Genomic DNA, 20,031 nt, shown 5'->3' on the forward strand with positions numbered 1-20,031 from the left:
GTGGAATGACCCTCTGCAAACTGGTTGTTACTTGCGTGAGAGCAACAATCTTAATAAGCTTTGTTTTAACTGCAGGGATCTCCTTTAAGAATGGATTATTAATTTTTTATTTATGGTTCAATCATTCTTTAGTAAGATAAGGGGTAAAGAAGAAAGAAATGATGGAGATATTAAGGGAAGATTAAGGTTATATTAAGGATTGTGTATCACAAAATTAAAGATGTAAAATTTGTTGATATTAAAAATAATTCTCCTAAAATTGTCTTGTCAATCAATATAGCTATCGTCTCTCGATGGTAAGTCTCAGTAAAGAAGTGGTAAGCAAATTTCTGGAAGAACTTATAAGTAATTTCATTTAAAATGTTTAAGGTAACACAAGACATAAAGAAGGGATTAAACCTTTATCGGATCACAGATTCGGATACGGGAGAATATGTTTCAATTCTTCCTGATTACGGATGTGCTTTGAACAATTATGTAATCCTTCATAATGGCAAGTTTCTTGACCTGATTGAGGGGTATGCAGATGAAGCAGACCTTCTGGAAAATTTGAACAAAATAATTAAAGGTCATATTCTCTTTCCTTTTCCTAACCGAATATTTGATGGAACATATGAATTCCAGGGCTCGCAATATCAGTTGGTGAAAAATTATGTGCAGGAGGGAAATGCTTGCCATGGTTTATTGCTGGATAGAAAATTTGTGTACGAAATGCACACAACATCTGATCAGGAAGCAGGCGTTGCTTTTGTAACGGAATTGTTGGGGGATGAAGAGGGTTATCCATTTAAATGTAAGGTAAGAGTGCGTTTTGTATATACGCGCCAAACTTTTTCAATTGAATCGGAAATAATTAATACAGATGATAAGGTAATTCCTACAGGCCTGGGATGGCATCCTTATTTCAAAATAGGAGAACACATCGATGATCTGTATTTGACAATTCCAGGTGCTGAGCTTTGGGAACAGTCAACTAAAGACTTTCTGCCTACTAACTATACCGGCAATGAACCTTTAGGGAATAATTTCCTGGATTCCTGCTTCAGATATAAAACAGGTGAAGTATCTATCGAAGATAAAAAACTAGGAATCAAACTGACTTTTGATTCTAATAAAGACTTTCCCTATGTTCATGTATATACACCTGCTCACAGGAAATTTATTGCCATTGAACCAATGACTTGTGTTCCGGATAGCTTCAATAATAAAGTCGGATTGAAGATTCTTAACAAAAATGAGCATTGGATGACAAAATGTGCAATAAAGGTTACTAAATCATAAATAATAAAAGACCCAACTAGCCTTCTCAACGATTAATGGAATCAATAGCTGTGATACTTGCCGCCGGCAGAGGGACCCGAATGAAATCTGATCTGCCAAAACCTATCGTTCCTTTTAAAGGAATGCCATTGGTAGCTCATATTATTAAGTCATTTGAAGGAGCAGGTGTAAAAAACATATACCTGGTGGTAGGATACGGAGCCTCAGAGGTGATGCGGGTGGTACCTGTGCATGTCGGATTTATTATGCAAAGCGAACAGAAAGGAACAGGCCATGCTGTAATGGAAGGAAAAGGAATTCTCCCATATAAAAATAAAAGCTTGTTCGTATTTGTAGGAGATGCTCCACTCATCTCTTCCAAAACAATAAAAAGATTAAAAGAACATCATGAGCAGACAGGCGCAGCTTGCACTTTCCTTACGGCTGAATTTCCAACTGGTATTCCATATGCAAGAATTGTAAGAGACAAAAATGGAAAGCTCATAAAATGTGTGGAAGAGAAAAATGCAACGGAACAAGAAAAAAAAATTAATGAACTGCTTTCTTCCCATTTTATTTTCAATGCTGAGCTACTTTTTGACAATATCAATAGAATAGAACCAGATAAACAGAATGGTGAATATTATCTGACCGACATGATCGATATATTTTTGAAAGATGGTAAGAAAGTGGAAGTGTTGAAAATAGATTCATTCCAGGAGCTTCTCGGTCTCAACACCCCAGAGGATTTGGCCTGGGCTGAAAACTTTTAAGATTTATCTATAATGAACGAATTGAACGATTTTCTGGAAGAATCTAAAGTGAGGTTTCATTCATCTTTTGGATACAAACCAGCATTCATTGCTGCGGCTCCAGGAAGAATCAATATTATTGGTGAACATACCGATTATAATGAAGGTTTATCTATGCCCGCGGCTATTAACCGATGGATAGTTGTTTCTGGGTCAAAAAGAAATGATAGGAGATTTGTCTTCAGAAGCAGGGATTATGATGGAGAGTTTTCTTTTAAATTTGGAGAAGTACTTCAACCAATAACTTCCTGGCATAAGTATCTGTATGGGGCTATCAATATATTTTTTGAAAAATCTTCAGCAGAATTCGGCGCGGATATTTTCCTCATGGGAAATATCCCTGTAGGTTCAGGGGTTTCTTCCTCTGCAGGATTGCTAACAGCTATATTTAATTTTTTCCGTGTTATTTATCGCATGGAGGATGATAACACTCTTGTAAAATATTGTCAGCAGACAGAACATCGATATCTTGGTGTGAAAAGTGGAATACTTGATCAATCAGCCTCACAGTTTTCCAAAAGTGGTAAGCTGATGGTGTTGGATTTCAAAGTTCCTATGCATTATTACATCGACGCAAATCTCAAAGACTGGGTTTGGGTACTTGCAGATTCGAAAGTGAAAAGAGAGCTTGCAGGAAGCAAATATTCTGAACGTGTCGATGAAACGAAAAAGGCACTGCTGATTCTAATAGAGAAGATTCCCAGGATAAAGCATTTCAGAGATATTCGCATAGAAGATGTGCCGGAGATTTCAGACGAAATTCTTAGAAAAAGGATATTACACTATGTGGAAGAAAATCAACGCGTAGAAGAGACAGTGGAAGTCCTGAAGAAAGGTGATTTCGTTGCTTTAGGAGATTTGCTGAAAAAATCACATGCTTCGTTGCAGAATCTGTACGAAGTGAGCTGCAAAGAGCTGGATTATCTTGTTGACTTGGCGACTAACTTTGAAGGTTGTGTCGGAGGTAGGATGATGGGTGGAGGATTTGGTGGTTGCACAATTAACCTTGTCAAGAAAACGAAGCTTAACGAGTTTAAAAGATATATTTCTGAAAGATATAAACTACAAACTGGTATTGATACTGAACTGAATGTATATGAAATAGTGGAGGGGGCTTTTGGGGCTGAGATTTATTATATGTAGTTGAATTAAAATTTTTACTATGAAGTGCGGACAATTAAGGCCGCACTTTTTTGATTTATGTTTTCACCTCATCATATAATTAAGTTAAGTAAGTTTGACAAGTGGATTTCTTTCTGGTCTTTCCTAAAGCCATCGGTAGTCAACAATAACCAAGCATAAAAGGTACTTGAAATATTGAAAAGAATCGTGCTTAAAGTAGAGGTAATAGAAACGTTACTATTCAGAATCATCTTTTTGCTCATCGTCAGGTGATTCCTCGAGCAACTTCCTCAACTCGGCCATTTCCTCGTCGCTCAGCTGATCTTCTTCACCACTAGGTTTGCGGTTTAGAGCACCTTCCAGTCCTCTTCCTAGACCTCCGGTAAGATTGCTTAGAATTTCCGGATTTCTGTCCAAGAGACCTACCACATCTCCAACAATCTCTCGCACCTTTTCCAGCTTGACTTTAAGCATTGCCTGCACACGCACATTGTCGATCTGCAGATTTACCTCTTCGATTCCCACATCGGCACCTATTTGCAATTCCAGCAGGTCAAGCACTTTGGCATGCAAATCTACGTGAGCATGCACGTTCCTCACAATCAATCCAATGTGGTCTACCCCTACATTTGGGACTGAAAGCATTACATCAGGGTCGCGATTGGAGCCCAACCAGTCCTCAGGTTCGGCATTTGCCACGGGCTGCAGAGTGGCCGTGGTATCAGGCGCTTCCTTTTTGCCCGACGGACGGACTTTTTGGAGGGGCCTTTGCTGACTATCTGTATTTTGTGGTGTATCATTTTTTGCAGCATTGTTATTCTCGGATGACTTCTCTTTCTTCTCAATCTCATTTTGATCCTTCACCTGATGCTGGTCATCATTTTTTTCTTTACTCTTAGTTATTCCAAACATACACTCGATCTCCTTATATTTATCTCCACGGAATAAATTACTTACCTTATCTTTTTAAAATAAGCAGTACTTACTATTCACAACAATTTGTATTTGGCAATGTTCCTTTTGTCGCGATTGAGTTAAAAGTATAAAGGAAAAAGTATAAAGTTTAAGGTGTAAAGTATAATAAAACTTTTTACTTTAAACTTCTTTAATGGCGAACAGTAACATCATTCTCTTATTCAATCAGAGATAGACAGGGTGTTGATCAATAGATAGGAGAATATAAAATATAAAAAAGTAGAAAGTGTAAAGTAGAAAGTATAAAAAAAACTTTTAGCTTTTATCTTTCTACTTTGCACTTATTAATTAGGTTCATTCATTTTGTATCTTTAAATCCGAACTTTAATAACACCCTGTTATTCTCCTGCTTTTTTTTAGTAGGAAAGACAGGATCTTCAAGAGATTGAGGGACTTTTGGTAAAACCGCTTTGAACGGTATTTAATCGCTGTATTGATATAGACAAAGTTTAATATCATGATGTTAATCTGCATCATCATGCTGCTCGTCCGATTCTTGTTTCTTATTAGATTCTGTTTTTTGGTTCGATTCTTGGTTCTTTTTCGATTCTTTGCTCTTTTCGGATTTTTGGAGCAACTTCCGTAACTTATCCTTTTCCCCACTGCTCAATTGATTTGATGAACTAGGCTTACGTGCCAGAGCTCCTTCCAGTCCTCTACCAAGTCCTCCTGTTAAGTCACTAAGGATTTCTGGATGGTTGTCTAGCAAGCCGACAACATCTCCTACAATATCACGCACCTTCTCCAACTTAACTTTAAGCATTGCTTGTACCCGCACGTTGTCGATTTGCAGATCCACCTCTTCGATGCCTATATCGGCACCGACATGCAATTGCACTAGGTCAAGGACTTTGGCATTCAAGTCTACGTGAGCATGAAGGTTCTTTACATTCAATCCAATGTGGTCAATTCCCACATTCGGCACTGACAGCATTACGTCAGGATCTCGATTGGAACCCAACCAGTCCTCAGGTTCCGCATTTGCCACCGGTTGCAGAGTGGCAGTTGTATCTGGCGCCTCCGATTTGTCAGACGGACGGACTTGCTGAAGCGGCCTTTGCTGGCTATCTGTATTTTTTGGTTTTTCTGTTTTGGTGTTGTTACCTTTCTCTTTTGACTCCTTATTCTGTTCAACCTCATTTTGATCTTTTACCTGATGCTCTTGTCCATTTTTTCCTTTATTTTTATCAATTCCAAACATACGCTCGATCTCCTTATTTTTATCTCCACGAATAATTCACCTTATTTTTTAAAATAAGTAGTATCTATATTCACAACAATTTGTATTAAGCAATGTTCCTTTTATTGCAATTTGATCTTATAGCAATTTGTATTAATAAGTATTACATTTTTAAGTAAAGGATTTAATGACGAAGTAATGATTCTGCTTTGAAGTATAAAAGCTAAAAGCGACTTAAGTTTCATAAATATTATTATTAAAATGTCTGCGTTGCCTTTTAAGGTTAACATACTTTGTAAAAGTCTGCTACTGTTTACGGCATTTTCTGATGAGGAATTTATTGATGAACGTATATGATGTAGGTATTGTTGATGGCGATGGTTTGATTTAAGCAAGTGAATATGGATGGTGTAAAATATTGTTTTACTAAATTGTCCCTCGTTTTCTGACAAACATAATTATTGTCATTCGGTTTTACGAGGAAAATATTATAGATAGCGATGCTATCATCAATAAATAATTATTTTCACTAAAATCATCAGCTTATGAACAGTTTCGTCGCTTTATGGAAACCAGGCAACAATGATCTCTATTGGTATACAGGCCTTGATGGAGATGAGTTTGTCGAAAAATCAAATGCTCTTCATAAAAAGAGTTATAGAATAGTATCTCTTGATGTAGATGAAGAGTTGTTCACCGCAATCTGGAAACCAGGTACGTTTGCTCAACATTGGGAAAGATTTGATTCTGATGAAATTGAAGATAGAAGGAAGTTTTGGGATAAAAAGGGTTTTCGTTTAGCATATATGGTGCGTGATGATGGTGATGTCACTGCTGTTTGGGAACCAGGAAATACCAAAGAGTTTTATTGTTACGGTTTAGATTTCGATGAGTTTAAAGCACTCGATAAAAAGCATTTTGATAATGGATTAAGACTTAATTGGATAGCAGTAGAAGACGGACCTGAGTTTACCGCAGTATGGCGCCCAGGAAATGGAGCTCAATTTTGGTATTTCACATCTGAATGGGAAGATTTTGTTCAAAGGAACAAAAACCATAAGAAAAACGGATTAAGGTTGACATGTGTTGATAAAGTTCATGAACATGGACATTACATGGGTGTTGTAAGACCGGGTAATGGAGATGAGTTTGTAGATTTTATGAGTTTCGATGCAATTGTAGAAAAAAACAAAGAAATGAAAAAAAAGGGAATGGAGCTTAAAGTATTGAGAAGGTTATTCTATGACGATAGCGGCCCATTTCCGGATTTAGAGGGACTTTCACATTAATCTTATTTAAATTTCAATAAAACATAAAGCTTATCCCTTATCTGTCCTTCAATTTAAAAGCAAACCTCTCTACTATGAAAAGTAAGAATATAAAAGATAGCTTTGATAATAGACTTCCTATGTTGCCAGACAACTTCTTGTTGTTGGAAAATGCAAAAGCAAGTAAAGGGATCCCTAAAGATTTTCAAAGTCACTTTGAAAACAGAATTTTTGTTCATGCAAGGGAAGAACTTCTTAAGTCGTTTTCCAAATCGGAGCAGTATCCCGACACTTTTGAAATGGTTCTTCCTCACGGGGCCAACATTGGATTACCTGTAGTTAATTCAGAGAGAAGTTCGCCTGAAAAAATCAGAACAGCAATTACATCACAGAGAAACCTCGAAGGTTTTCGCCCTGAATGGATAGATTATGCTCCTCATCCAAAGCTTGCTCCTTTGGTTAGCAAGATTGCAAGGACCAGAAAAGGTGAGCTGATAGAGACGCACGATAATGGTGTTTTTGGCGCTGATGATAGACAGGTTTATCATCCTACAGGGTATCCCTGGACTTGTGTAGGTAAGTTATATATATGGGATGATTTTTCAAAACCGGATCCTCAGGGTTCTGGTTCTGCAGTATTAGTGGGTGATCGTGTAATACTGACTGCAGGTCACGCGATTCCCTGGCACTCTAAAAACTGGGCATTAAAATTCGTTCCTGCGTATTACGATGGTGCATCTACATTAGGTAATGGTGTTTACTCGTGGGTTTCCGATTGTCATGGTTATGATGACCCCGGTGGTGCTTTTGACATGGCTGTTTGCAGGCTTTATAAGCCATTGGGAAAGAGTATGGGATATTTTGGTGCCAAAACATATGATAGCGATTGGGAAGGTGGTCATTATTGGACTTTGGCAGGATACCCTGGAGCAATAGCCAATGCCAACCGACCTTCCCGTCAGATGTGGTGGCCAATACTTGATGATGAAAGTCATGGTGACGCAGATGAGTTGAAATATAAAGCTGATGCAACTTCCGGGGATTCAGGTGGACCAGTATTTGGCTTTTGGGATAAAGAAGATTGGCCGTCTGTGGTAGGAACACATATCGGTACTGTTAACAATTGGGGCAACATCGGAGATGGAGGTTCTGCTATGGTAGATCTTATTATCTGGGGAAAGAAACATTGGACTTAAGGTTAGCAGTGTTTTTTTCATATCATTGTAGGTAATCATGCCAGAATTGTAAGGTCCAAAGTTCTGTGATAACATAACTTGGACCTATTACTTTTTATTCAGAAGAAGTTCCTAGAAGAACAAAAGTCTTTGGAATTGCAGCAGTTGTCTTGATGGTATAGTACTTTATCTCAAGATGAAACCCAGTAACTTTAACTATTAGATACTTATTAGGATTGAAGGTATGATAGAGAAAAATTATTAATATAAATCTTCTGTTTTCTAAAAGAAGAGACTGAACTTCACAGCTCAGTCTCTCAATAAAAAAATGTTCAAAAAATATCCCAGGTTAACAAATCGTCTTATAGTTTCATAATCTCATTCAAATGAGATGTATGAATAGTAAATACAATACACTCTTCTTTTAATGGGTTAGCGCCTGTTTGTATTGATTTAACAGAATATTATGTAGTTGACTGTATCAAAATTAATGGAATACGAGCTTTGTAGAAATAGCTATTATTTTGACAAAGGAAATCATTCTGTATTGCTTACTTTAAAATTTACAGAAAATAATAATTATGGAGAATCAGGGGCCTATTTAATTAGCAAAACTGTAAATGAAATTTGGAGTATTAATTTAAAAGAAAGAATTTTTATTGCAATGAATAAATATCATTATTATGGTCATTTTAATTCATACTATCCACCTGGTACAATAGAGTCTATTCCTGATACATCACAATCTATATGGGATTGGGGAGCACACAATTCAGAAACAGATTATTCATATCAATATGATTTTAGAATAACAAATGAAGCTGATATAATAATAAGCCGTCTTACTTCTAACTTTAAAATTTCAGAAAGTAGCTATTTAAAAGAACCACTTAATGGCAATACCCAATATCCCCACTATTGTGAATGTATCCAACCTGATAATAAGATGGGGACTTATAAGTATGATACTGGAAAATTTATTAAAACAAATGACAGATAACATTGTGTACAATATCTCCTGGATACCGCCAAAGCATTCAATAGTCTCACGTGAAATCATATTCCACACAGTACTTTAATCGTTTATCCAGATAAATATTCTCCCGGAATTTCTATTTAATCCAAACCTCCCTGGTTATTTTTTGGTCTTAAGAATATAAAAAAAATATCTCAATTCATGTTTACCTTTCGAACTCTCGTTTTTATATAGAATACTAGTGTTTTATATACCTTTTAAGGTAACCACTTATCTAAGAACCTTTAATAGAAAATTTATCCCAATGAGCAGAGGTCTACTAACCTACATCTTCTTCACACTGTTTTTACAATGTATCTTTTCAGGCAATACAGCCCTTGCCCAGATGAACTCAATAGTTCCTGGCGGTGACTGGCGGGATACTGAGGGGAATCTCATTGCAGCCACTGAAGGCGGAATCATATATGTAGACGGCATTTATTACCTGTGGGGAATGGACCGTTCGAAATCCAATTATACTTTTGAAGGCATAAATCTCTATTCCTCTCCAGACCTTAAGAATTGGACTTTTGTCAACCAGATACTTAAAAAAAACTCACATGCCGACCTCAACAATGGGGCAGTTGTTGAGCGTGCAAAATTGTTACATAACAAAAAGACCGGTCAATTTATCATCTGGATGCATTATGAAGGATACAATGCCTATAGTGTTGCTGAAGTTGCATATGCCACCAGTAACACCATTGGTGGCAACTATACCTTTCGTTCACATTTCAGACCAATGAATATCGACAGCAGGGATCTTAATGTCTATCAGGATAGTGATGGTAAAGCATACCTTATTTGTACTACAAAAGGAAATCAGAATGTGAGCCTTTTTGAATTGGATGAAAATTATACAGGAATTGTAAAAGAGGTTTACAGAGGCAATGCCAGTGATGACATGGAATGCGAAGGACATGCCATTATTAAGACTGGCGGTTACTATTTCTGGCTTATGTCCTGGTGTACTGGCTGGGATTTTAACGATAACCGGTATTTCTATTCGAAAACACTTGCTGGCCCATGGACGAGCGGAGGAAATGTTGCTGTTACTAATACCCATACATACGAATCACAGGTAGGTTTTGCGGTTCCAGTTACAGGTACTGAGACCACTACCTATTTATATATGGGAGATCGCTGGTCTGTCAATAATTATGCAATGTCCAGGATAGTAATGCTTCCGATTTCTGTTTCCGGAACAAAACTTAGTGTTGCTTGGAACGATCAGTGGAATATTGATACCAAAACCGGTGTATGGGCTCCCGGAGCAGCTAATTTTCAAAATGGGATTTATAAAATCACGGCAAAACATTCAGGAAAAGTATTAGGTACAAACGGAAATGCTCTCCAGCAGCAGACTTATACAGGTGGCACCAGTCAACACTGGAGAATTCAAAATCTGGGAGCTTCTTTTTTCAGAATTACCAATATTGAAAGTGGGAAAGTTATTGATATAAATGGAGCATCAAAAGATGCAGGCGCAAAGGCTATCCAATATAACTGGAACGATGCCTACAATCAGAAATGGCAGATCATTGATTGCGGCAACGGATACCATAGATTTGTTAGTGTAAACACATTGGGAAAAGTCCTGCAGATTTCTGGCTCATCAACTGCAGCAGGAACGGATGCAGAGTTAGGAGTATTTAATTACAGTAACAACCAGTTATGGGAAATTAGCGCTGTTAGTGACAAAATTCAATCTGGTAAAACCTACAGGATTATAAACAGAACCAGTAGTAAAGTTTTGGATGGAATTTCAGCCGATCAGATTGTGCAGAATGGCGCAGGAAATTCAGGGAGCCAGATATGGCAATTCACTGATCTGAATAATGGTTATTATTCCATCTCTAATTCTCTGGATGGAAAGCTTCTAAGTAATGAGAATTCCGTTAACAATCTGGATCCTGCTGTTGCTGAAAGTGCTACAGGAACCATAACATTTGCACAACAATGGCAGATCACAGATATAGGGAATGGCTATTTCAAGATTATAAACAGAATGAGCGGAAAGCTGCTTGACAACAAAGATGGCAAACTAACGGATGGTAATCCTATAATACAGTATTCAGACTATTCTTCCAGCAACAACAATCAGCAGTGGAGTTTTCAATCAGCAGATATAATAACTTCTGTTGGAGATTTTCCGTTTTCCGCACAGATAAAGGTTTATCCAAATCCTGCAAGAGAAAGGATATATGTATCTCTTGGCGATTTGAGTGCCAATAAAATTTCACTTTTTGACTTATGTGGAAAGGAAATAGCAAACCTAACAGGTAATTTACAAGGTGACCAGGCTATTGATACCAGACAAGCTGGTAATGGTATTTATTTAATTGTAGTGGAAGGTGATGAATTCAAAATATCTTCTGGAATTGTGATAGAGTAATGAAGTGGTAGTGGTTAAGGCTGGGTAAGTGTATTCTATTCATTATAATAATAATGTCTGCATTACAATCAGGTTAATAGAGCTGTTACTATTTTAAAGCTCATCTCTGATTACTCTGAAAAAAAATGGCTCGCATATGCAAGCCATTTTTTTATTGGCATAATATTGTAACAAATTAATTCTTTGCTACAAGAGTGAAGTATCTTACCCCTACATCATTGGAAGGATCTGAATAAGCATCATCACTATAAGGGTTTCTTATACGAAGCGTATCATTACTGATACTTACAATTTCATAATGATTACGCTTTTCACAATATCCTATGTAACTGTTATTTGCTATATCAATTGTATAACCGGTTCCCATACCTGTATGTGCATTTTTAATCGTGAAAGGTGCTTGTACATGATCCGGATCAGATAATGCAATATCTCCATACATAGGCTGAGAAGTTCCAAAATATCTGTTAGCGTATGCATAGTGAACAGTAACCGTGGTATTTTTAGGAATGTATTGGTAATTTCTCAAATTAAATGTAAAGGAATTTTGAAGTATACCATTTTCCCATGCTAGCCCGGTTAATCCTTCAGGAAAATTGTACCAGTCAGGGGTTAAACTACTAAAAGGTCCAACTCCTGACTGAAATGGTGCTGCAGAAACAACCCATGTTTTACCATCTGTATCTTGAAGTCCTCCTGTAAGGAGTTTAACAATAGGGTCGTTAAGATCAGGATTGGCTAGATCATCTTTGTTCACTTTTACTTTCTTTGAAGAAGATGATGTTCCATTAGCAGTAAGTACTTCCAAAGTTATTTCATAAGTGCCCTTGAAGGGGAAATATACTGTATCAATATCTGATTTAGAACTTTCACCATTGGAATATTTAAAAGTGTGGTCAAGAGCATTTGCGTTGGTTAAACTTACTAAAATATGGTTTTGATCAAGATTCTGAACACTAAAAGTAGCAGCTTTTTTTGCCTCTGTCTCAGGGTCAGATTTGGGCAGAACACCTTCTTGATCGTTCTGCTTACATGCTACGGCAAGTGCCAGCAATCCTAAAAATAATACTTTTGATTTTTTCATCATGAATTTAGCTTTAGTTGGTTAAAAATTAATAATTGTGTAAAAACTGTAAATAAAAATACAAATTGAGCCAAAAGGTAAAGCTTTTTATGGCTAATTTCTAAATACTTAGCAAAATAATTTTAATTCATCATACTAATCTCAATTAATTCATTTGCTCAACAAATTAGCCTTGAGGAATGGAATCAACAAGCAAAAACAAATATTGGGCTATTACCAAAATATGGTTTAGCTTCTAAAACTAAAGAGCAAAAGGAAGCAGATGAAAGTTTAATAAAAGATATGTTAAGCAAAGGATACACCAGAAGAAAAGCTTCTGAAGAATTTGTTGACTTAGGATTCAAATATTTGTACAAAGATATCAAAACAGCCATGTACCGTTTTAATCAAGCCTATTTAATGGATTCTACTAATATTGACATATATTGGGGGTATGGTGGAGTTTATATGGTTTTGGGGGACATTGAACGAGCTAAGGAGGAATACCAGATAGGACTTAATAAAGATGATCGTAATTCAGAGATATTGACAGATCTTTCAACTTGTTATATGATTGAATTTTATAACTTATCACAAACTGAACCTGAAAAGGCTAATATGAAACTCGATACTGCAATTGTTATTTTAACAAAGGCATATAAGGTTGATAAAAAAAATCAAAATACCCTTTTTAAGATTTCAGCTTGCTATCTAAATAGAAAAGTCTGTTCAAACGCTCTAAAGTATTATAATGTATGCCTAAAATTAGGAGGTGATCCTATTACAGAAGAATATAAAGTAGCAATAAAAAAATCATGCGACAATAAATAAAGTAACAAATTAGAATAATTTGATTTTATAAATGTTTGTGAAAAAATTAAACAAATAGCCAGTCTTACGGAACTGGCTATTTTGTTTTTTGTTAATTTAATGGGCATGAGTTTCAAAACGCATACCCATCAAAAGCTCAATTTACGTTCTGCAATAAGAGGCAGACACGTGGGGACGAGCTTACCAATGTTATTATGTTCCTTTACTTGCGAGGCTCTGGGGGCCGTTGCTTTGAGGATTGATTTTCTCGATTCTCATTACCTTCTTCGTTTTCACCTTCTTCTTTTGAAGCTTCATCCTTTGCACCTTCAGTCGTACGCACCTTTCCTAGAACAGTGGGTTTGAAGATGAATTTCTGTATTCCAATATCGAGGTCAAGAAGCATACCACCTTCGTTGAAGACAAAGGCTACTGTGCCCGCTCCGAATCCTTTAGATGCCTGGGCTCCCGCTTTTACAATAGCGACGCCTGCGTCAGCTGCAAAAGAGTATTTCCCAGCCTTAAATTGTTTCCAGGTCTCCTCGTTGTTGAATACGATCATCTGGTGAAAGTTCGTTCCACCAACCTGTACACCGAGTGTGACTTTACCAATTCCAGCATAGCCAATCACGTGATCTTTAACAAATACTTCACCAACACCATAATCTCCACCAAGTACCAGTGAGGCACTACCGATAGCAGGAATTACTGCAAAGCCATATGATTTTTGTAGCAATTCCTTCACTGATGGTTGTTTTTCCTGCAGGATGTTCATTGCAGCGATGCATTCGGAGTGCAAAGTACGCCCGAGCTTAGCATCTTTTTCAAGGGCCTGGAATGGACCATGCTTTCCGATTTTTTCACCGAAATCGCTTGCCTTCTCGCTCAGTTTACCTTTCAATTTGTTCCATTTTTCTTTTATTCCTAATTCCATATCTTTCTCCTTTCCATTTTCATCTTACCCTACTAATTATAACAAATTCCAGATATTTAAAATTTTCTATAATCATTATACGGTTTAAAATATTGTTATAATTGAGGAACTAATGGAAAGGGAACTAAAAAGTTTTAAGTTAATAAGTATTATGTCTTAAAGAAATTCATCAATAGCGATTGCAATAGATAAAATAGTTAAATAGTTAATTCCATACTTTGTAAGTATTATATTTCGATGTACTTTAATAAAGTTCAGGATAGGTAAAAATTTTAAGAAAATTGAAAACTCCCAAAGAAGATTTTGAGCGCATTAACAGAGTAATCAGATTCATAGACAAAAATCTGCTTAATGATTTGTCTCTCGATAATCTGGCTGAGGTAGCGAATTATTCTCCATTTCATTTTCAGCGGATTTTTAAATCGATAAAAGGGGAAACGCCTAAACAGTATATTAAAAGATTAAGATTAGAGAAAGCAGCTCATCTTATAGTGCTCTTCCCGGAAAAGACCATTCTAGAAGTTGCCTTTGAAGTTGGCTTTAAATCTTTGGAAGTTTTTTCAAGAGCATTTAAAGATTACTATCAGACTAGTCCTGATAACTTTCGTAAGAAAGGGGAAGAAGAGAAAATAAAAATTATCCAACATCCTCATTTCAGTTTTAAATTTCTTGAATCATCTGAATCATTTTTACCAACCTTTATATCGCCTGAGGAGTTTGAACATTTAAATATTAAAGTTATCAATCGTCCGTCTCAGAAACTTGTTTATTACCAAAGTACAATTGAAAATCCTGATCAAATAATGGAGAGCTTTGGAAAAATAAAACAATGGGCTACAAATAGGACTCCGACGAGTACTGATCGAGAGCTTATAGGGATCCTAAAGGACTATCCTATATTTACACCACTTGATAAATGTCGCTATTATGTTTGTGCTTCGGTCAATGAACCAACTGCTGTGAGCGGACTTGTAAATTACCTTGAAGTGCCTCAAGGAAAATATGCTGAATTTCAGGTGACTGGAGGGATATCAGAGATCATGAAAGCCTGTGCTTATTTTGTCCATTACTGGCTTCCTGAAAGTGGTTACAATATAACTCATGAATATTTACTACAAGTACCATTGCATGATCCTTGTCAGACTCTTTTCGCAGACAATACTTACCGTATTTTTATCAATATAAGTGCTGTATAACAATCGCAAGAAATGTTAAGTGATTAGCAAGTTTAGTAAAACGGAAGTGGCTTATACATACTTCATTTGCAGAAAAAAATAAGCAAATGAAAGAGACAATTATTGAACTTCGAGGTGTTTCGAAAATATTTCATTCTAGGGAAAGGGATTATACAGCCCTAAAGAGAATTGATCTCAACATTAAAAAAGGAGAGTATATTGCTATAGTTGGCAAATCAGGAAGTGGGAAATCCACTCTCCTCAATATGATAACGGGTATTGATCATCCATCTGCAGGAACAATACTTGTAAATGGAACAGAAATAAGCGGCTTAACGGAAAGTAAGCTGGCTTTATGGAGGGGAAAAAATGTCGGAATAGTCTTCCAGTTTTTTCAATTAGTGCCTACTCTTACTATAAAGGAAAATCTTTTGCTGGCAATGGAATTTGTAGGTGAAATCCCATCTTCTCAGCGATCCAAGAGAGTTCATGAGTTGCTTGAAAAGGTGGGGATATTACAACATATGGATAAAATGCCTTCAGGTTTGTCAGGTGGAGAACAACAGCGTGCAGCCATTGCCAGAGCACTTTCAAATGATCCTTCCATTATTATAGCAGATGAACCTACTGGAAATCTTGATAGTAAAACTGCTGCATCTATTCATAAGCTTTTTCAATCTCTTGTAACAGAAGGAAAAACTCTGATTGTGGTAACGCATGAAAAAGAAGCCAACCTGAGATATCATCGGATTGTGACATTGACAGATGGAGAAATTTTAAATCAGAAAACAGAGAAGGAGCTTTTATGAATATGAAGTGCAGAAAATCATACAGAGACTTATTGGTAAATCCGGGAAAGACTTTCCTAGCTATTCTTGCTCTTGTCCTTGGTATAGGAGGGATTGGTACTATACTTGTCTCATATACAATTTTAACTCATGATTTAAATGCGAATTTTCAGTGTACACAGCCAGCACATGTAGTATTTCAGTCTGAGCAGTTTGACAAGTTAAACCTTAATGAGTTTATTCAAATTCCAGAAGTAGAAATAGCAGAGTTCAGAGATTTTTCTTTGCATCGCATAGAAGTCCGTAAGAACGAATGGATACCACTCTGGCTGTATGGAGTAGAAAGTTTTGAAAAATACCAAGTTGCCCAAGTGTTTTATGAAAGCGGACTGTCTAAGCCCTCACAAGGTAGCATGCTTATAGAGCGGGATGGACTGAAAGCTTCAGATATTACTATGGGTGGTTCCCCGAGAATAAGGATTGGAAGTCGAACCATGGAAATTTCTGTTACAGGAATTTGTTTTGATCCGGCCCAGGCACCTGCTACTCAAGATGCATTTATTTATGCTTATACAGATAAGGATACCTATCATAAAGTTACTGGATTGCCGGTAAATCAAAGACTTTTGGTAAGGTTGAATGAAGTATCTTCAGGAGAAGATGTAACCAAGAAGGTAGAAAAGATAAAGCAAGCCTTTCAGGCTTCCGGAATTAATCTTACTTCAGTTTATATACCCAAATTTAACGAACATCCTCATCAATGGCAGTTGAATACTTTATTGTTCTTGATAGGGACTATCGGATTACTTGCTTTTTTTATGGGTGTTGTGTTGGTTTCTCAACTCATGAGGTCAATTCTGGCAAGCCAAGTGAGACAAATTGGAATATTAAAATCACTAGGAGGATCAAGGTTTCAGGTGCTTCAAATTTATCTGATCATGTTATTGATCATAGGTATTATTTCAGGAATAATTGCAATTCCCTTAGCCGTAAAAGCAGGTATTGCATTTTCATCCTTCATAGCCGGGATACTGAATTTTAATATTCTTACTTTCTCTCTGCCTGTCTATGTTTATATAAGTTTAATAACATCAAGTATTATGCTTCCGATCTTATTATCTTTTCCCATTTTATGGAAGAGTACAAGTGTTTCTGTAAAAGATGCTTTAAATGATTATGGGATTAATGGAGTACAAAATATAGGAGAATTCAAATTGCTAAGAAATTGGTCTTTATCTGAATCATTTATTCTGGCTTCCAGAAATGCCTTCAGAAACAGCAGAAGGCTTTCCGTTACAATTTTTTCGATGGCTTTGGGTGCTGCAATTTTCAGCACAGGTTTTAATGTGAGACAATCATTGTGGGATTTACTTGAAGGGGTAAAGAATGAAATGAGATACGATGTTCAGGTGGTGCTGAAAAGTCAGATAGATGAAGAACATGCATTAATGCCATTTAAATCTATTGATAATGTTAAAATGATAGAAAGCTGGATAGGAGGGCGAGGTGAAATTCAGTCAAGGTTATTGTCTACAGATAAAGGAGCCGGAATTGTAGCACTTCCAGCAGATACCAAGTTACTTAAGCTGAAAGTGACTTCTGGACGTTGGTTAAGTGTTGAATCAGGTAATGAAATAGTTATGAATCAACAGGCCTGGAATCTTTACAGGAAGCCAGAAATAGGCTCTTCAGTTACATTGCTATTAGGAAATAAATGTGTAAGTAAAAAAGTAGTTGGGATTATTGAAGAATTTGATAAAGCTAAAATATACATAGACCTTGAACAGTATAATACATTGTTCAATCCTCAACGCCTAGTTAACTCACTCATGTTTGTTGCGAAAGATAAGGAGTATTCAGGTATTCTTAAACTCAAGAGGGAGATAGAGTCAGCCATTGTTTCTTCAGATTTGGATGTTCTTTATGTGATGTCACAGAGTGAAAGGGTAAAGATAATTTATGACCATCTGAATATTATTTTAACAATTATTCTTCTTCTATCATTTCTTGTTTTAGTTGTCAGTGGAGTCGGGATGACTTCTGCCACCAGCATCAATATTGGAGAACGAACAAGAGAAATTGGGGTAATGCGCGCCATTGGCGCAACTCCAAAGAAAATTTATAAGATCTTTGTAAATGAAGGGATGATCATAAGTTGTTTAAGCATTATTCTTGGATTAATCCTTTCATTTCCTCTGAGTAAGTTGGCAGGGGTCTTTTTCGGAAATTTAATTTTGGGAGATGGCGCAAAACTCAAATATGCCTTCAGTCTTGTCGGCTTTATCATTACTATCTTAATTACGGCTCTTTTCGGATTTCTTGCCAGCACATTGCCAGCTAGAAGGGCAATTAAGATACCTACTCATAAGGCTTTATCTTATGAATGAGTTAAAAGTAAAAAGTTGAAAGTTTATATGTGTTGGGATTAACTTTATTCTTAACGAGAACAAGCCCAAATGGTACTTTGCCATTTGGGCTCAAAAGATGAATGTCCAAAATTAACCTAGCTTCTCAAAGCTTTTTCTTTGGCCTGGGCTGAGGTAATGACTTTAATTATTTCATAGTCAACAGGGCCTTTGTTCATATTTACCCATTTTTGCATTTTTTCATCAGAATCACTTTCCATTACCTGGTAACAGGTCGTTAAGTCTTCATCAGTCCAGCTATTTATATAGTGTACGCCTTCAGAAATTTTCGTCCGGCTTTATCGAGTTCCTGATATATTTCTTTTGCTTTGCCTGGATGGAAGCGTTCAATAATCATATAAAGCATAATGATAAGTTTATTTGTAATTGAATGTAAAAAAGAAATATAGCTGTAAAAGATTGAATATGAAAATATTGTAGGTTGGTTTAATGCAGATATATTGGCAATAGTTGCCCTAGTTTTAAATAAAATTTAACAGAACAATACTCATTCCTGAGAGTTTCAAACAAGGATGAGACAGGTTTTAAGAACCGTTTTTATTATTGGTTTAATTGTTTTGGAATCCCCTTTCTCAGCAATAGGCCAACAAAATTTTTTGCCAGGGTTTGCTGGACTTATGTGTTGTAGTCAGTCGGACCCGGGTATATATGCTGTAGCCTATGGTTGGGGAATGGATGTTAGAAAAGTCGCAGACAGAAATGGTAAAATACATTCCTTTCCTAACGGTGATGCGTTACATTTAAAGGCTCCATCCTTAAGCGTAACTGTTGTGACCAATACGAAAATACTTGGTGGCAATTATAGCTATTCTGTAACTGGAGCAGTCTGCAATTCCCGACTCGAAATCCCTAGTATTGTAACTGCAAGTGAATCCCAACCTTATGGAATTACTTCCACTTATATACAACCCATCAGTCTTGGCTGGAGCACTTCGTGGGCAGATTTTATTGCTGGTTATGCAGTTTATTTGCCTACTGGAAAATGGACCTGGAGGAGCAGAAATAACTATGGTTTAGGCATGTGGACTCAAGAGATAAATGTAGGTACAACTATATATCTGAATCGAAATAAAAATATTCACTTTTCAATAGAAGCCAATTACGATATCAATAGTAAAAAGAGGGGAGTTTCTTATAGAACCGGTTGGCCTCTGACATTACAAGGTGGTATGGGAGTTAATTATGGCAATCAGGACAAACTATTGAGTGGCTGGTTTGGAGTAGCTGGCTTTGCACAATGGACAACAGTAAGAACAAAGTATAACTCAGATTTAGGGCCGATAGATGGCTCATACGCTCATATTTATGGACTAGGTCCAGAGTTTGTAGCATTCAAGGGTGCACTTGCATTCCGTTACTTGATTGAGTTTCGAGGTAAGAGTAATTATGTAGGGCCAATTTGGTGTGTGACGTTGACTATTCCGATAAAAAAGTTTTAAAGCTGAAAGTTGAAAGCTAAAGTTTAAAGTCAGAACTAGTGATAATTCAATCTCATTTTGGATAATTGATCACTAAATCTATTATCACATAGGTAAAATATATTAAGGGCAAAAGTGAACTCCAGATTATGCTCTGGCAATACCGGAAATATTTGGTTTGTATAATTTTAATTTATCTTTAACCTTTATACAAA

Annotated in this window: 17 protein-coding genes; 12 read left to right on the forward strand and 5 right to left on the reverse strand. The window is 36.5% G+C overall.

Annotated features, from left to right (window positions below; genetic code table 11):
- Window positions 1-360 precede the first annotated feature (360 nt).
- Genes J7604_RS24040 through galK form a run of 3 tightly spaced genes read left to right on the forward strand, consistent with a single transcriptional unit; the run spans window position 361 to window position 3,215 of the window.
- Window positions 361-1,281 (forward strand): aldose 1-epimerase, encoded by a 921-nt coding sequence (locus J7604_RS24040; protein ID WP_293902130.1) that lies wholly within the window; start codon window positions 361-363, stop codon window positions 1,279-1,281.
- Window positions 1,282-1,316: 35 nt separating this feature from the next.
- Entirely contained in the window at window positions 1,317-2,033 is a 717-nt protein-coding gene (locus J7604_RS24045; RefSeq protein ID WP_293902132.1) for an NTP transferase domain-containing protein, read from the forward strand.
- Between the two features lie 12 nt (window positions 2,034-2,045).
- Window positions 2,046-3,215: a galactokinase gene (gene galK / locus J7604_RS24050; protein ID WP_293902135.1), complete on the forward strand. Its 1,170-nt coding sequence runs from the start codon at window positions 2,046-2,048 to the stop codon at window positions 3,213-3,215.
- A gap of 216 nt (window positions 3,216-3,431) precedes the next feature.
- Here galK and J7604_RS24055 read toward each other — a convergent pair whose 3' ends face one another.
- Window positions 3,432-3,839 carry a hypothetical protein gene (locus tag J7604_RS24055; protein WP_293902137.1) on the reverse strand — a complete coding sequence of 136 codons (408 nt, stop codon included), beginning with the start codon at window positions 3,837-3,839 and terminating at the stop codon, window positions 3,432-3,434.
- Window positions 3,840-4,632: 793 nt separating this feature from the next.
- Window positions 4,633-5,370, reverse strand: coding sequence for a hypothetical protein (locus J7604_RS24060; RefSeq protein WP_293902140.1), 738 nt, complete (start codon window positions 5,368-5,370; stop codon window positions 4,633-4,635).
- Window positions 5,371-5,894: 524 nt separating this feature from the next.
- Here J7604_RS24060 and J7604_RS24065 point away from each other — a divergent pair.
- The 4 genes from J7604_RS24065 (at window position 5,895) to J7604_RS24080 (ending at window position 11,202) form a co-directional block, all read left to right on the forward strand.
- On the forward strand, window positions 5,895-6,638 hold the full coding sequence (locus J7604_RS24065) for a hypothetical protein (protein WP_293902143.1): 744 nt from the start codon (window positions 5,895-5,897) through the stop codon (window positions 6,636-6,638).
- Window positions 6,639-6,712: 74 nt separating this feature from the next.
- A complete protein-coding gene (locus J7604_RS24070; protein ID WP_293902146.1) occupies window positions 6,713-7,813 on the forward strand; it encodes a hypothetical protein in 1,101 nt (366 codons plus the stop codon).
- A gap of 469 nt (window positions 7,814-8,282) precedes the next feature.
- Window positions 8,283-8,792 carry a hypothetical protein gene (locus tag J7604_RS24075; RefSeq protein ID WP_293902149.1) on the forward strand — a complete coding sequence of 170 codons (510 nt, stop codon included), beginning with the start codon at window positions 8,283-8,285 and terminating at the stop codon, window positions 8,790-8,792.
- A 280-nt stretch (window positions 8,793-9,072) separates the two neighbouring features.
- Entirely contained in the window at window positions 9,073-11,202 is a 2,130-nt protein-coding gene (locus J7604_RS24080; protein ID WP_293902151.1) for an RICIN domain-containing protein, read from the forward strand.
- A gap of 175 nt (window positions 11,203-11,377) precedes the next feature.
- Here the strand turns inward: J7604_RS24080 and J7604_RS24085 are convergent, their stop codons facing one another.
- Window positions 11,378-12,289 carry a hypothetical protein gene (locus J7604_RS24085; protein ID WP_293902153.1) on the reverse strand — a complete coding sequence of 304 codons (912 nt, stop codon included), beginning with the start codon at window positions 12,287-12,289 and terminating at the stop codon, window positions 11,378-11,380.
- Window positions 12,290-12,568: 279 nt separating this feature from the next.
- On the opposite strand from J7604_RS24085, the gene J7604_RS24090 reads away from it, so the two are divergent.
- A complete protein-coding gene (locus J7604_RS24090) occupies window positions 12,569-13,096 on the forward strand; it encodes a hypothetical protein (protein ID WP_293902155.1) in 528 nt (175 codons plus the stop codon).
- Between the two features lie 202 nt (window positions 13,097-13,298).
- Here J7604_RS24090 and J7604_RS24095 read toward each other — a convergent pair whose 3' ends face one another.
- Window positions 13,299-14,009 carry a hypothetical protein gene (locus J7604_RS24095; protein ID WP_293902157.1) on the reverse strand — a complete coding sequence of 237 codons (711 nt, stop codon included), beginning with the start codon at window positions 14,007-14,009 and terminating at the stop codon, window positions 13,299-13,301.
- Window positions 14,010-14,290: 281 nt separating this feature from the next.
- On the opposite strand from J7604_RS24095, the gene J7604_RS24100 reads away from it, so the two are divergent.
- From J7604_RS24100 to J7604_RS24110, 3 genes are all read left to right on the forward strand, one after another.
- Window positions 14,291-15,205, forward strand: a complete 915-nt coding sequence (locus J7604_RS24100) for a GyrI-like domain-containing protein (RefSeq protein WP_293902160.1) — start codon at window positions 14,291-14,293, stop codon at window positions 15,203-15,205.
- A gap of 86 nt (window positions 15,206-15,291) precedes the next feature.
- Entirely contained in the window at window positions 15,292-15,993 is a 702-nt protein-coding gene (locus J7604_RS24105) for an ABC transporter ATP-binding protein (RefSeq protein WP_293902163.1), read from the forward strand.
- Window positions 15,994-15,995: 2 nt separating this feature from the next.
- Window positions 15,996-18,359, forward strand: coding sequence for an FtsX-like permease family protein (locus tag J7604_RS24110; RefSeq protein WP_293902166.1), 2,364 nt, complete (start codon window positions 15,996-15,998; stop codon window positions 18,357-18,359).
- A 116-nt stretch (window positions 18,360-18,475) separates the two neighbouring features.
- Here the strand turns inward: J7604_RS24110 and J7604_RS24115 are convergent, their stop codons facing one another.
- Complete coding sequence (locus J7604_RS24115; protein WP_293902199.1) at window positions 18,476-18,664, reverse strand: DUF3303 family protein; 189 nt, start codon at window positions 18,662-18,664, stop codon at window positions 18,476-18,478.
- Window positions 18,665-18,910: 246 nt separating this feature from the next.
- Between J7604_RS24115 and J7604_RS24120 the strand changes: the two genes are divergently transcribed.
- A complete protein-coding gene (locus tag J7604_RS24120; RefSeq protein ID WP_293902169.1) occupies window positions 18,911-19,837 on the forward strand; it encodes a transporter in 927 nt (308 codons plus the stop codon).
- Window positions 19,838-20,031 lie beyond the last annotated feature (194 nt).

The sequence above is a fragment of the Sporocytophaga sp. genome, from assembly GCF_017745095.1.
In the GTDB taxonomy this organism is placed as follows: Bacteria; Bacteroidota; Bacteroidia; order Cytophagales; family Cytophagaceae; genus Sporocytophaga.

Excerpts from the sequence above, each read along its gene's own strand:
- J7604_RS24040 (WP_293902130.1), top strand. The coding sequence starts at position 361 with ATGTTTAAGGTAACACAAGACATAAAGAAGGGATTAAACCTTTATCGG.
- J7604_RS24045 (WP_293902132.1), top strand. The coding sequence starts at position 1,317 with ATGGAATCAATAGCTGTGATACTTGCCGCCGGCAGAGGGACCCGAATG.
- galK (WP_293902135.1), top strand. The coding sequence starts at position 2,046 with ATGAACGAATTGAACGATTTTCTGGAAGAATCTAAAGTGAGGTTTCAT.
- J7604_RS24055 (WP_293902137.1), bottom strand. The coding sequence starts at position 3,839 with ATGCTTTCAGTCCCAAATGTAGGGGTAGACCACATTGGATTGATTGTG.
- J7604_RS24060 (WP_293902140.1), bottom strand. The coding sequence starts at position 5,370 with ATGTTTGGAATTGATAAAAATAAAGGAAAAAATGGACAAGAGCATCAG.
- J7604_RS24065 (WP_293902143.1), top strand. The coding sequence starts at position 5,895 with ATGAACAGTTTCGTCGCTTTATGGAAACCAGGCAACAATGATCTCTAT.
- J7604_RS24070 (WP_293902146.1), top strand. The coding sequence starts at position 6,713 with ATGAAAAGTAAGAATATAAAAGATAGCTTTGATAATAGACTTCCTATG.
- J7604_RS24075 (WP_293902149.1), top strand. The coding sequence starts at position 8,283 with ATGGAATACGAGCTTTGTAGAAATAGCTATTATTTTGACAAAGGAAAT.
- J7604_RS24080 (WP_293902151.1), top strand. The coding sequence starts at position 9,073 with ATGAGCAGAGGTCTACTAACCTACATCTTCTTCACACTGTTTTTACAA.
- J7604_RS24085 (WP_293902153.1), bottom strand. The coding sequence starts at position 12,289 with ATGATGAAAAAATCAAAAGTATTATTTTTAGGATTGCTGGCACTTGCC.
- J7604_RS24090 (WP_293902155.1), top strand. The coding sequence starts at position 12,569 with ATGTTAAGCAAAGGATACACCAGAAGAAAAGCTTCTGAAGAATTTGTT.
- J7604_RS24095 (WP_293902157.1), bottom strand. The coding sequence starts at position 14,009 with ATGGAATTAGGAATAAAAGAAAAATGGAACAAATTGAAAGGTAAACTG.
- J7604_RS24105 (WP_293902163.1), top strand. The coding sequence starts at position 15,292 with ATGAAAGAGACAATTATTGAACTTCGAGGTGTTTCGAAAATATTTCAT.
- J7604_RS24110 (WP_293902166.1), top strand. The coding sequence starts at position 15,996 with ATGAAGTGCAGAAAATCATACAGAGACTTATTGGTAAATCCGGGAAAG.
- J7604_RS24120 (WP_293902169.1), top strand. The coding sequence starts at position 18,911 with ATGAGACAGGTTTTAAGAACCGTTTTTATTATTGGTTTAATTGTTTTG.